This is a genomic window from Rhizobium sp. USDA 4016 (assembly GCF_056279705.1).
In genome coordinates this window covers 703,888-716,493 of sequence record NZ_JBWCCY010000004.1, presented here as the reverse complement: position 1 = coordinate 716,493, position 12,606 = coordinate 703,888, and the positions used below count along the sequence as shown (strand labels likewise).

9 protein-coding genes and 2 pseudogenes are annotated in these 12,606 nt (G+C 52.7%); 7 read left to right on the top strand and 4 right to left on the bottom strand.

Annotated elements, in window-relative coordinates; genetic code table 11:
* Window positions 1-39: 39 nt before the first annotated feature.
* The 4 genes and pseudogenes from ACZ9DP_RS18780 to ACZ9DP_RS18765 all read right to left on the bottom strand — a co-directional run.
* Window positions 40-356, bottom strand: a pseudogene (locus ACZ9DP_RS18780) (DDE-type integrase/transposase/recombinase); the annotation flags it as partial.
* A gap of 307 nt (window positions 357-663) precedes the next feature.
* Complete coding sequence (locus ACZ9DP_RS18775) at window positions 664-1,722, bottom strand: polysaccharide pyruvyl transferase family protein (RefSeq protein ID WP_476203230.1); 1,059 nt, start codon at window positions 1,720-1,722, stop codon at window positions 664-666.
* Window positions 1,723-2,180: 458 nt separating this feature from the next.
* On the bottom strand, window positions 2,181-2,813 hold the full coding sequence (locus ACZ9DP_RS18770; RefSeq protein WP_476203229.1) for a class I SAM-dependent methyltransferase: 633 nt from the start codon (window positions 2,811-2,813) through the stop codon (window positions 2,181-2,183).
* Window positions 2,814-2,879: 66 nt separating this feature from the next.
* On the bottom strand, window positions 2,880-4,082 hold the full coding sequence (locus tag ACZ9DP_RS18765; RefSeq protein ID WP_476203228.1) for a hypothetical protein: 1,203 nt from the start codon (window positions 4,080-4,082) through the stop codon (window positions 2,880-2,882).
* Window positions 4,083-4,239: 157 nt separating this feature from the next.
* Between ACZ9DP_RS18765 and ACZ9DP_RS18760 the strand changes: the two are divergent.
* The 7 genes and pseudogenes from ACZ9DP_RS18760 to ACZ9DP_RS18730 all read left to right on the top strand — a co-directional run.
* A pseudogene (locus ACZ9DP_RS18760) lies at window positions 4,240-4,735 on the top strand (transposase); the annotation flags it as partial.
* 776 nt (window positions 4,736-5,511) lie between these two features.
* Window positions 5,512-6,726: a KpsE/RkpR family capsule polysaccharide export protein gene (locus ACZ9DP_RS18755; RefSeq protein WP_476203227.1), complete on the top strand. Its 1,215-nt coding sequence runs from the start codon at window positions 5,512-5,514 to the stop codon at window positions 6,724-6,726.
* A 2-nt stretch (window positions 6,727-6,728) separates the two neighbouring features.
* Window positions 6,729-7,382, top strand: coding sequence for an ABC transporter ATP-binding protein (locus tag ACZ9DP_RS18750; protein WP_476205403.1), 654 nt, complete (start codon window positions 6,729-6,731; stop codon window positions 7,380-7,382).
* Between the two features lie 15 nt (window positions 7,383-7,397).
* Window positions 7,398-8,678: a KpsE/RkpR family capsule polysaccharide export protein gene (locus ACZ9DP_RS18745; protein WP_476203226.1), complete on the top strand. Its 1,281-nt coding sequence runs from the start codon at window positions 7,398-7,400 to the stop codon at window positions 8,676-8,678.
* 38 nt (window positions 8,679-8,716) lie between these two features.
* Window positions 8,717-9,544: an ABC transporter permease gene (locus ACZ9DP_RS18740; RefSeq protein WP_476203225.1), complete on the top strand. Its 828-nt coding sequence runs from the start codon at window positions 8,717-8,719 to the stop codon at window positions 9,542-9,544.
* Window positions 9,545-10,457: 913 nt separating this feature from the next.
* Window positions 10,458-11,453 (top strand): rhamnosyltransferase WsaF family glycosyltransferase, encoded by a 996-nt coding sequence (locus ACZ9DP_RS18735; protein WP_476203224.1) that lies wholly within the window; start codon window positions 10,458-10,460, stop codon window positions 11,451-11,453.
* Window positions 11,453-12,424: a glycosyltransferase family 2 protein gene (locus ACZ9DP_RS18730; protein WP_476203223.1), complete on the top strand. Its 972-nt coding sequence runs from the start codon at window positions 11,453-11,455 to the stop codon at window positions 12,422-12,424. The genes ACZ9DP_RS18735 and ACZ9DP_RS18730 overlap by 1 nt, the downstream gene beginning before the upstream one ends.
* Window positions 12,425-12,606 lie beyond the last annotated feature (182 nt).

The following is a 12,606-nucleotide window of genomic DNA, read 5'->3' as shown; positions in this document are numbered from 1 at the left end:
ACTTTGCCTGCCAAGCCCATTTTCTTCCGCACTTAGGACGTTGTCGCTGACAATCATCCTGGGTTTGCCGCGCTCCTCGATGATCCGATCCAGCTCACGGGCAACGCGCAGACCGGAAAGCGATGTATCGGCGACGAGTGCCAGGCATTCCCTCGTGCAATCATCGACGACCGTCAGAACCCGGAACCTGCGTCCATCGGTGAGTTGATCCGAAACGAAGTCGAGCGACCAACGATCATTGGCTGCCATCGGGATCAGTATCGGTGCTCCTGTGCCTATCGCTCGCTTCCGCCCGCCGCGCTTGCGCACCCTCTCAGCTTCTCCTCCCGATAGAGCCGGAAGAGCCTCCAGGTATTCTTCAATATTTCAAACATTCCTGCTGTAGCCGTTTTGCCAAATGGTGAGAATGCGCACTGCACAGTGCAGCCTCCGGAATGGTGGATAGAACGTCTCTCGAACCATTTTTCGAGCATCAGATGCGTGCCGAGCTATCGGCCTTCGACCTCGAGTTTTATTACTTGGGCGGCACCCAACTAAGGCGCGGCCAGTCCCTCGTTGGCCCTCCGAGAGGGGCGATTGCCAAAGTGAACGAGTATCTCGCGGTCACACATTTGGTCCGTTGATTCAGAAATGAGAGTCAAACTAGTCGAATTAAAGCTATGGTCATAAACGGTTTGACATAAAAAGCCGCGAAAGCTCACCGGTCATCCATTCACCATTGGTTACACTTCCAACATAGGCAGCTTTGTCGCGGTTTAGCCGCTCAAGTTCTCTTTTAGCCCCGTCGGCATCGTGGGAGGACCCCAATATTCGGAAAGTATCCAAGGGCAACAAATCATTGAGCCGTCGAGCGATATCGTCGTAAACTGAGCGATTACGGAGAGAAAATTCAATTGCGTCGTTAAGGGCTTCGATGGATGTTGGGATCGGGACACGTGCGTCGAAGACCTCCAGCAGACCTTCGATTTTATGGGTGTTGGAGGGCAAAGGTATAAACGGTTTTTGTGCCGCAATTGCGAGGCAAACGCCATGATGCCGCCCGGTGACAAACGTATCGCACGTCGCAATGGTGGATGGAAATCGATCCCACATTGCTTCGGCGTCACCTCTCTCCAGCGGTAAATAAAACTTATGCTGTGGATCATTCCGGACCAAAGATCGCACAACAGAGCCTACGTCCTTGTCTCGAGCGTGATGCCAATCTGATATGGCTGTCAATCCCTGCAGATTTTGCAGCGGCTGGTCTATTAATCGAGCACCAAAACTGGAATCAAGAACAAGGCGAGCGGGTAAATCTAACCATTTCGCGTAATTCAAAGATCTAAGATCACGGACAGTGAAGTCGTCCAACTTTCTAATAGTCTCCTTATAGTGTGGCATTTCTTGCCACACCGCGTTTATTAGGAGCGTAGCCTTGCCAAGTCGCTGGGCCGCACCCAGTCCTGCTAGGAGCTGGAGCCCATTGCCATGGTGAATGGTGCCTTCACCGTTGACTATAACGGCATCCACAGCATCAATCGCGGCCCTAAAAGAATCAATCGAAAGTAGAAACTTTATAGCCTGATCTTCTTCGTAATCCGGTACCGGCGGACTCCACCCCATAAAAAATCGATGTTCTACGCTGTGGCCTGCTATTCCGAGCATCACAGCATGCGCATTCGAGACCGCCTTGCAACCCACATGAGGAAGTACGCCGGTATCATTGAATATTGCAACTTTCACGAAAACTCTCCCGAGGTGGATTCTAACGCTTTGCAGCGCAACTCTGAGTGCGACTAGCGCAGGATGTACCAACGATTTGACATGAAAAACAGGGAGGTAGTACATCTCATTGATCGCTGCTATTAACGAGCGAGGCGTTGCGACCTAGGGACTTGCAGGGGCTCACCCCAGCTAACAATGCGTTATGTGGCTGGGCGCCGCTTTCGGCAGATCTCCGCGACCGGCACTCCTTCGTCACCTTGCTTCAAGGTAAACGCCTTTCGGGCGTCCGAAAACTGCCGTGCCTTCATGTCTCCGTTCCTTTCCCAGCTAGGTAAACTACCGGAAAACTCTAACCAAAACAGTCCAGTCTGAAGGGTTCAGATCACTACCAACTTCTCGCCGCCCCGATTAGGCCGATCTGAAACGCCGCATTCGCGAAACCCGTGGTCATTTCGAACCCTGTGCTCAAGCCTCTACTAGGGCTTCTTAATGACCGAAACGCAGTCGAGGTCCGGAAGGCCCCAATGATGGAGCGTCTGCTCGGCAATGGAGAACCCGACGGACTTAGCAAGGTCGGCAAATATCGCAGCAGACATATAGTTGCGCCAGTGCGGGTTTTCCCGGAAGTCTCTCTTTGATCCGCCAGCGGTGTAGTTCGAGTGATGAATGAAGGCATAGCTGCCAGGCGCGAGTACCCTGAAGAACTCAGGTAGATACGCCTTCACGATATCCGGCGGGAAATGCACCATGCTGTCAAAGGTATAGAAGAAGCTGCACGCCCTGTCGTCGATGTTGCGCAGGTCGTAGCCATTGCACTCCTTTACGCTTACCTTCGGGTTGCCGACGTACTTCTTCAGACAGTATTCGACGTTGTGCTTGTTCACGTCGATCATTGTGACGTGATCAGCGAGCAGTAAGAGGAAGTCGGTGTTGCGACCATAGCCACACGCAAAGTCGATTGTTTTGGTATAGCTGATCGGATGGCGCCGGATCGTCGGCTCTATGATGCCATTCCAGTGCGCCTGCATGTCGCGCGCCGCCGCGCCATGGTAATCCTCGGCAACCTCCTCGCCCCAAAGAAGACTGTTCTCTTGGACAAGGTTTTTCATTCTTTTAAACAACACAGGCCTGACTCTCATTGTGGTGGACGTAAAATATAGAGCCGCTCCGTTAAATCAACCGCGTTGCGCGCGATCCACTGCTTTTTGGATAAAGTGGTACAAGACTAGGTCAGCTTCTAGCAGGTGCTCAACTCTGCCAATTTTCCTGAGGAAATCTGCAAGTTGATGTGCTGACTCTAGCTGTGGCCTCATACGCACAGTTCCCTCCGGGAGCTCGAATAATTCTTCGATGTGTTTTGGATACGTCATTTGATCGCGACCTGCATCGAAGAGAGTGAACTGCGACAGGCAATCAAGCGCCTGCGAGACACTATCAAGAGTCGCTGCGTCTGAAGGGTTGTCAGCAACCAACTGCTGAGTGAAGGGCGACGATAGCAGGTTAATCGTGTCCTTAGGTGCGCCGCGGATCGCTTTGGCGACCGCCTCGTCATCGTGCAGGGCAATTCCATCAAACCAATCCATGACCGGCTTGAACAGGGTCCTGTCTCGAGGCGAGACAAAGCTAAATTTTTGCTCGTTGTATCGACTGAAAACAATCAGACGCATCGCCAGTTCGTAAAACGGGTCACGCAAAGAAACCATCGTTGTATCAATATTGTAGTCGATGTAGATGCGGAAATTCTTAAGCAGGATGCGGCCTGAAACGTAGACCGACGGCTGGTGCAGGATTTCCAGCATTTGCCGCACCGTCTCAAATCCGAAATGCTCTACGCCGTGCTCAAAGAACTGGAAGTACGGCTTCAGACAGAAGTCTAGCTCGCGATGAGGGACGTACGCCGTCTCGAGGCGCAAGACCTTCTTAGGAATATATTGGCCTGGTTGCGCGCGGCGATAGAAGATAATCCCGCTCTCGGGATCCAACACCTCAGCCTGAGGAGCTGTGCTAATGCCGGGCACGTTGTCGTCGCTGAGGATGAATCCGACGTTTCCGGTTTCGTGAAGGCCCTGGCTCCTTGCGCCTTCGACGAACACCCAGCAATAGACTTCGGTTACCTTGTCTTCCCCATTGATCTTTACGTGTACCTTAGGTTTTGTGGCGTATCCATCTGGCACTAGATAGCCGTGGATTTCAGTTCCGGTATCTTGGTAAACGCAAAAATTCATTTGGCTTCGACGAGTCGCTCTTTGGTGATCGGGCGTATATGGGGAAATATCGGAGAGTGCACAAGCGCCCCCAATGTCACATGGTGATGGCCAGCCTCCAGCTTTGCTTGCCCTCGTTGCCTCATTTCTCAAAAATGAAGCACTCTGCTTCATTCCCTGGGCTCTGCTCTCAAACACGTTGTCAAGGCCTAGGGGCCTAGAAAATCACTTGTCGATCAGAAGGAGGTCCCATGAGTGCCCGACGGCCGACATTTCTGCAGAATGAGTGGCCATAACCTAACGCACTTATTGTGAGGCCCCGATGTTCAAGATCGAAAGAGCCGCGATCGCCATCCACACGAATCTTGGCGCAATCTTCGTTTCACTGGAGCTGAGTCGTTCACCTGGCTGATTACATCGCTATCGCCGGAGGACGGCGAGAGCATGTCGAAACACTCTTTGAGGGCAGGAGACGTCGCCGGATTGTTTGGTCTGCTTTCGAAGTTGCGGGAGAGATGCCGGCAAAAACCAGGAATGACTATCCTATCGTCACCATTCAGGAAGCCGGGCTCGACGGCTTCTGGATCCATCGCGTGCTTGAGAAGGCGGGGATCGAAAGCCATCTCGTGGACGCAACATCGATTGCGACATCGCGTCGCCACCGGCGAGTGAAGACGGACCGCATCGATGGCGAGGCACTGCTTCGGGACCTGATGGCGTTCAAGAGAGAAGAGCCACGTGTGTCCTCAATTGCACGGGTGCCATCGCCCGACGAGGAAGACCGGCGACGAATTGGCCGGGAGCGCAAGGCGCTAACAGTCGAGCGGTCGCCGATATAATTCGCCTCGGATGTCTCATCGAGTGGCCCATGAAGAGGGCTTGATTGTCACCACACATAACCCGTTCCGAAATCTACCAGGATCTCATCAATCCTGGCGGATCCGGGCCGACGAGCCGAATGCTACTAGGGCGAAATGCCGGTAATGGAGAATTGTCTCGTCGTCCTGAGCCCCACCCGCCGCAAGCGGGATTCTGGCACGGCCGCGACAGCGCCGACCGAATGCGAGTTTGATCAGGCTCGGCAAAACGAGCTGCTGTGATGCAGTCGGGTGGCTTGGAACCGGGAGGCGATACTGTGGAGAGGACTGATGTGTTATGACCGACTTGACGCAGATTTTCCATGTGAGGTGGCATGAAAGAGGCCCGCGCCTGTCGGGAAAACGGTCTCATTGAAATGCAACAAACGATCGAGAGGCAGTCACGTTTCCAGCATGTGGCGAACTGGCAGATTCCGTAGATTTGCATTTAACTGTGCTCGCCTTGCGCCAATGCCCTCAAAACAGAAATGTTTGCTTCAGTGGCGTGAACCGCAGCCAGATCGCGACTTCGCAAGGGCGATGGGTAAGGTCGCGGTTCAAACTTTCATTTTTCATGCCACGCTGAAGCCACATCTACCATGAATATCCTTATGGTGATAAAAGGCGTGACCAATGCGTAGTTTGCGTACGCGGCGGCGGAGCACAGCAGACCAACCAAGAAGAACATTCAGCACGTCCTGGCCAACGCAGTCGACACGCGCGTGATTCTCCAACAGGAACGAAATATGAGCGTAGAAGTCGGTTATGCCGTTCACGATGCTAAGAAGGCGATGCGCGACACGGCAAATGATCCTGCAAATTTTTCCGATAAAGGGCGCGCGTCCATACTTCTCGGGCTATTTTTCACCAAGAAAAACTCCCTTATAACCTTTGTCTTGGTTCCTAGCCTTGTCGCTGCTATCTACTATTGCCTGATTGCAAGCGGCCAATACATTTCCGAAACTCGGCTGGTTGTCCGCACCATTGGCGTCAGCGAGCGCTTTGATACCTCAGAAAAGCGAGAAGGTCGCTCCATCGTCGGCGGCGATTCGCTAACTCAGGATTCCTATATTGTCGCCAACTATCTCAAATCTCCTCAAATAGTGAGGAAGCTGGATGCAGAAATTGGGCTGCGTAGCTTCTTCTCCAAGGGCGATATCGACATGCTGTCACGGTTGCCCAGCGATGCCTCATTCGAGGATCTTCACAAATACTGGACGCAACATGTCGATACATATGTCGATGGACCTTCGGGCATTGTCATCTTTACTGTGCGTGCTTTCTCGCCGGAAGATTCCGTTAGAATATCTAAAACGGCTTTGGCGGCTGCAGATGGAATGATCGACAAGATTTCGGAAAAGGCTAAGAAGGATCTGGTGGATCGCGGTGAGCATGACGTGATGGCAAGCCTTAATGAATACCGGACTGCGCTTGACGACTTACGAGAGTATCAGAACAAGACCGGCATTTTCGACCCTACGTCGTCAGCTAAAATGGCAAGCACAATCATCGGGAAGCTAACTGAACAAAAGCTCGGGTTGCTGGTTGACCTGAACTCACTGGAAGCGGCCAAGGCCGATGATACCGCGCGTGGGCGCCAACTGCGCCGTTCAATCAAGGCGCTTGATGATCAAATTCAGCTCCGCCAGAACAGTCTCGCCGGCAAAAACACGACAGGCGAGACACAGCTTTCGAGCAGCCTGACGGAGTTCTCGCGCCTGGAGACGCGTCGGATCGTCACGCAGGCTCTCTATGAAGCAACGGTCCGGAACCTCGATACAGCAAAATCAACTGCATTGAAACGAACCACGTTCGTTTCAATCTTCTCGGATTCTCACGTTCCAGAAGAAGCGAAATATCCGGAGCGCTTTTCCGAGTGGCTTATCCTCACGGGAGGCCTGTTCACACTGTGGATGACGGCAACACTGATCTGGATGTCCGTTGAAGACCACCGTGTTTGATCATGATTACCCTCGAGAATGTAACCAAATACTATAAGACGGCGACTCACCGCCGTTACATCCTGCGCAATCAGTCCATGCATTTCGTTTCAGGACGCTCTTATGGTTTGCTGGGTGTAAATGGCGCTGGAAAGTCGACAACAATGCGCCTTATCTCCGGTGCAGAGCTTCCGAATAAAGGTCGCGTCCACCGGCAAGTGCGTGTTTCCTGGCCACTGGGTTTTGCCAACGGCCTGAATAGCCTATTGAGTGGAAAAGAAAATCTTAAGTTTGTCGCACGCGCCTATGGCGAAGATTTTCATCGCGTTTTGCGTTTTGTGGCGGAGTTTGCCGAAATCGGCAGCTATCTCAGCGAACCGCTCAGAACATATTCATCTGGAATGATGGCACGCTTTGCCTTCGGTCTTTCCATGGCCATTGAGTTCGACTGCTATCTAGTGGACGAAATCACGGCCGTCGGAGATTCCAATTTTCAAAGGCGATGCCGAGAAGCCTTCAGGCAACGTCGCGAAAAATCGGACGTTATCATCATTTCCCACGATATGGATACCATAAAAGACTATTGCGATGTCGCGATCGTCTTGATTGATGGACATATGGTGCAGTTCGACAATGTCGAAGAAGGCATCGCAACATACATGCGCCTTAATCGCTAACCAGGTGGGAAGCCCGTGTCGGAAAAGACAGTCACAGAAGATAAGCAGTTGATCCAGACAGAGCTACCCCCCGCTCTTAGCCGGCATCAGAAGATGGCAGCGGCCTTAAGCTCTTATGCGCGCGCACTGACATTTGAGAATAGAAGTCGTCGGAACTTGTATCGTTTGGCCGGTCTTGCCCCACGAATGCATGATCGCGTCTTCTCGGCACTTTTGATGATCATCATTGGTGTGACGTTCGTTCTGCCAATGGCCGGTAGCATTGTCTACTACGCTTTTGTTGCAAGCCCCGGCTATGTCTCGGAAGTTCGCTTCATCGTACGATCATCAGTGCCGTTTTTATCGCGCGATAGATATTCAAGCGACTCAGTCGAACTAAAGATGAAAATTGTACAGGACACAGCTGTTCTTCTGAATTATCTCGGTAGCCCTGCAATCATTCAAGATCTTCAAAAGAACGTAGACCTCCATCAACTTTTCGGCCGCGATGACATCGATAGAATCTCTCGTCTTCGATCAGATGCAACGCAGGATGACATTCTTAAATACTGGAAAAAGCGTTACTCAAGTTCGGTCAATCCAAAGAGCGGTATCGTAGAGTTGCGGATTACCGCGTTCACGCCCCAAGAGGCTCGCGACCTCGTGGCGCTGGTGCTGAAACTGTCGGAGGATCAAGTAAACAGGCTTGGCTCCGGAATGTGGAGTGACCTCCTCGCATCCACTCAAAAAGACATCGACAACGCAACAAAAGAAGTAAGCGACTTGCGCGGGAGGCTCCGGGACACGCAGAACCAGACGGGTGTGTTTGATATCGGCCTTTCGGCGCAGAGCGCGATTACGGTTCTGACAAATATTGAGTCGAGTATCGCCGAGTTGAAGAGTCGCCGGGTGGCACTGAGCCAGAGCGTCGGCGCGGGTTCGCCACAACTGTCCGACATCGACAGACGGCTAGCCGGCCTCGAAGAACAGGCGAAGAACTTGCGGGCGAAGACTGCCGGCGCCGCCGAAGACCGTGCAGGCAATCTCGCGGATTATTCGGAGGTTTTCGACAACCTCAAGCTTGACCTGAAGATGGCGGAAAGCAGGCTGCAATCGGCGATCGAAGATCTGGAAAAAACCAAGCTCGTTAGTTCCCTGCAGTTGGTCTATGTCGACAATTTTACCGAGCCGACGCTGCCGGACGAGGACACATATCCCAACGTGCCTTTGAACCTCTTTCTGTGCCTGCTGGCCTTTGCAGCGATCTGTGGCGCTTCATGCGGCGTAGTATTAATAGTTCGCAAAAAACTGGATTGAAAATAGGATCAGCCTATGGCGCTCTTGAAGGATAGGAAATGAGCGACTTCGTGCCCGCGCACCGCCAGAATCAGCGTGTTCCTGTAATCTCGGTCAAGAACGCGATGATGCAAAAAGTTAACGTGATGCATGCTGTCATCATGAGAGATATCCGCAGCCGGTTTTTCAATCATGGATTGGGTTTTCTAATCGTGCCGCTATTCCCTGTGACGCACGTTGCTATCCTATTGATTTTTTATAATATTGTTGGAAAAGATTCGGCATTCGGCGATGATTTGCGCCTCTTCTTCGCTACAGGATTGATGCCGGCACTGACGTTCACCTATCTCTCTCGATTCATGTCCGTATCGCTCGTTGCCAACAAATCGATGATGGCCTTTCCGGTCGTTAGACTGTTGGATATCGTGCTTGCACGGGCGTTCCTAGAATTCATGGGCATTATTATTGCCCTACTAATCATGTTTGTCTTCCTAATATCGTTTGGTTCGAACCCCATCCCGACAAATCCGTCGGAAGCCCTTCTCGCATTCTTTTTTACCATCATCTTGGCTCTGGGCTTCGGCATTGTCGCGAGTGTGATAACCGCTATCGCACCGATGTTTGCGATGGTCTATGGCCTCTCTATGATCATTTTCTACCTGTCTTCGGGTGCGCCAATTTATCTTGAGGCCTTTCCCGAGCAGGTCCTGTACGCATGCTCTTGGAATCCGGTATTCCACAGCGTCGAGTGGATAAGGTCGGCTTACTATCTCGGCTACCCAAGCCAGTTTCTTGACAGAACTTATCTGATTGGATTTGCAATTGGCAGCGTCGCAGTCGGGCTGTTTCTCGAACGCATACTACGTCCCTATATGCTAAGCGCTTAAGCCGCTTCGGCAGCCGCGCGCGAAGCTTTCTACGTTGATGAGATCGGCACTTTGTTGCCGATCGCCCCGAGGCCGTTCCTCGTTATACTATCGGCGCTAATCCTCCAACTTCTCGCGGGCATTCCGCAAAGTGTCAGTAACAAGTGTTGATTCAGACATTTTGCTCCAAAGCGGCCGTTGAGTAAGCGATGCATACTTCGCGTTCCAGCAGGACGTGCACGCGGCGATTACCGTAGCGCGCAGATCTCGCGGATGCGACATTCCAGCGGCCTGATCGGGTCGGTCGGGAGGTGTAGTGGTAGGTCGATCAGTCCAGAAGGTTTCAGATCACTCCTTACGTCAGTTGGACGAATTGTCTCACATGTAGCTGGCCGATCCCTGCGAGTTACGAAACACTGAAACACTGGCTCGGCTCGACCGATGTTATCACCTTAACCTGATGCTTCGTCATTGGGCTAGGACTTCCAATGTTCGCCGACTGCTCGCATGACCGCGGCGATATACATCTTATGCTTGAAAATGACAAAAAAGAAGAAAAGGGAAGGATGCAGCAACACAAACGAACGCAAGGCATCTATAGGTGCGGGAATTTGCAAAAGCTACCTTGAACTTTGAATAGCAGTCAGCAACAAGAGCAACCAGGCAAGGGTTTGTCCAGGCCCGGAAACTTTTGTTGGAGCACGAATCCAGGGAGATGGTATCAGTGTCCTTATCGTCCGCCGCGCGACATTTGGTGCGTTTTGCGCGGTTTAACAAACAGAAAATGACTCCTATCGAAAGACAGGTTGACTATCTCAAGAGATTCGTGAGCTATCAGCCGTCTGGTGGAAGGCCTCCCGCTGACAGTCCGGATTTGTCCCGGCTTCGCATCACTTGGGTCATTCCAGACTTCAGACCCGGCGCGGGCGGGCACATGACTATCTTCCGGATCGCGAGCTATCTGGAGCGTTTCGGCCACGACGTCCGTTTTCTTGTGCAGAATCCAAGTATCCATAAGTCGGGAGCTGCGGCCCTCGAGACGATCAACAAGCACTTTCAGCAGTTTTCCGGATCGGTCGAACTCTTCAAAGGAGTGACGCCTGATGCCGAAGGCGATGCCTTAATTGCGACAGACCGGTTCACTTGCTACCCGGTCAAAGCCATGGAGCGGTTCACCCGCAAGTTCTATTTTGTGCAGGATTACGAATCGGCATTTTATCCTGCGGGAGCCGAAGCGCTTTTGACGGAAGCCACCTATAATTTTGATTTCGATTGCCTATGCGCGGGAGATTGGCTCCATAAGCGCATGTCCGAGCAGTTCGGGCGCTGGTCAATGTCATGGCCACTTGCTTATGACGCAGATGTCTACAACGTCAACTCCGTGGCCAAGGAGCGCCACCGTAACAGGATCGCGCTTTATGCGCGCTACGTGACGCCGCGCCGCGCCGTCGCGCTGGCCTTCATGGCTCTCGAAGTTTTGCACAAACGCAATGTCGATTTTGAGGTGGATTTCTTCGGGTGGCGGCTTGGAAAGCTCAGCGTCGATTTCCCCTATCGCGATCTCGGTATCCTCAAGAGCCACGAACTTGCCCAGCTTTATCGCGAGGCAACTGTCGGCGTAGTGTTCTCCGCGACCAACCATTCTCTCGTGAACAAGGAAATGATGGCTTGCGGGCTGCCTGTCATCGATCTTGATCTCGATACAGTCCGATCCGTTTTTCCGAACGACGCCATAGCCTTCGCCGAGCCAACGCCGGAGGGCATTGCCGATCAAATTGAGCGCTTGCTCAAGGCACCGCAGCAACAAGAGCACCTTCGCGACCGCGGCTCTGCCTATGTCAAGGACCTCTCCTGGGAAAAGTCCGCCCGTCTCGTTGAGGCGGCAATTCAGCAGCGGGTCAGCTTCGTCGTGCAGCAAGGAGCGCGATAATGACGAAGCTTCGCTGCGCCGTTGTTATCCCTACGAAAAATGCGATGCCTTTTCTGCCTAGGGTTATGGACAAGGTGCTCGCCCAGCAAGCACCGTGGGACTATGAAATAATTGTAGTCGATTCCGGTTCTAGCGATGGCACGAAGGAGTATCTCCGCGGGCTGGTGCGGGTCCGCCTGATCGAAATCGCGCCGCAGGACTTTGGGCACGGCAGGACCAGGAATCTCGGAATTGAGGCAGCCAATGCGGATTTCGTTGCGTTTCTGACTCACGATGCCGAACCTGTCGATGAGCATTGGCTTGCCGACCTAGTCGCCACTGCCGAACAGGATCCGCGCATCGCCGGCGTATTCGGTCGTCACATTGCCTATGATAAAGCCTCACCCTTCACCAAGAGCGATCTGGATCGGCATTTCCAAGGCTTTCTTCGCCACCCGCTCATCGTATATCGCGATCTCGATCCGGCGCGTTATGAGGCAGATGAGGGCTGGCGGAAATTGCTGCACTTTTATTCCGACAACAACTCGCTGATGCGCAAATCTGTGTGGGAAGCTTTCCCCTATCCGGATGTGGAATTCGCCGAAGACCAGTTATGGGCGCGAAGTATTATCGAGGCGGGTTATTGGAAAGCCTATGCGCCGCAAGCTGTGGTCTACCATTCCCACGACTATAGCTTCACGGAACAGCTTAGGAGGGCGTTCGATGAGTCGCGGAACTTCAGAAAGTATTTTGGCTACAGATTATCAGCACACCCGCTGCAAGCTTTGCGCGCGATGGGGAAATTTATCTTTCAGGCATTTCGGCAGAAGCTCGATGGTCGCTTTGGTAAAGTGACGCTCAAGGACCGTATCGAAAGAGCTGGCCAACGAGTGGCGCTAGTGACCGGACATTGTCTCGGCGCTCACCATGAAAAGCTACCCGCCTTCATGTCCAAGCGTTTGTCGCTTGATCGGAGGCTGTTTAACGCCTAGCACGAACTACTGACATACAGCTCGGAAGGTATCCCTTCGTGGGGAACCGCCTTCGAAGTACCGCGTCTGCAGTGAGTCTACATTCTTAGGAGCGCATTGGTCACCGCACTTGCCGCGGAGTTCCTTCCAGTGGGCTTGCGACGGCCTCAATCATATGGAAGGTTCTATGATCAGACACGGTA

Coding starts and splice junctions, on each gene's coding strand:
- ACZ9DP_RS18770 (WP_476203229.1), bottom strand. CDS start 2,813: ATGAAAAACCTTGTCCAAGAGAACAGTCTTCTTTGGGGCGAGGAGGTT.
- ACZ9DP_RS18765 (WP_476203228.1), bottom strand. CDS start 4,082: ATGAAGCAGAGTGCTTCATTTTTGAGAAATGAGGCAACGAGGGCAAGC.
- ACZ9DP_RS18755 (WP_476203227.1), top strand. CDS start 5,512: ATGAGCGTAGAAGTCGGTTATGCCGTTCACGATGCTAAGAAGGCGATG.
- ACZ9DP_RS18750 (WP_476205403.1), top strand. CDS start 6,729: ATGATTACCCTCGAGAATGTAACCAAATACTATAAGACGGCGACTCAC.
- ACZ9DP_RS18740 (WP_476203225.1), top strand. CDS start 8,717: ATGAGCGACTTCGTGCCCGCGCACCGCCAGAATCAGCGTGTTCCTGTA.
- ACZ9DP_RS18735 (WP_476203224.1), top strand. CDS start 10,458: ATGACTATCTTCCGGATCGCGAGCTATCTGGAGCGTTTCGGCCACGAC.
- ACZ9DP_RS18730 (WP_476203223.1), top strand. CDS start 11,453: ATGACGAAGCTTCGCTGCGCCGTTGTTATCCCTACGAAAAATGCGATG.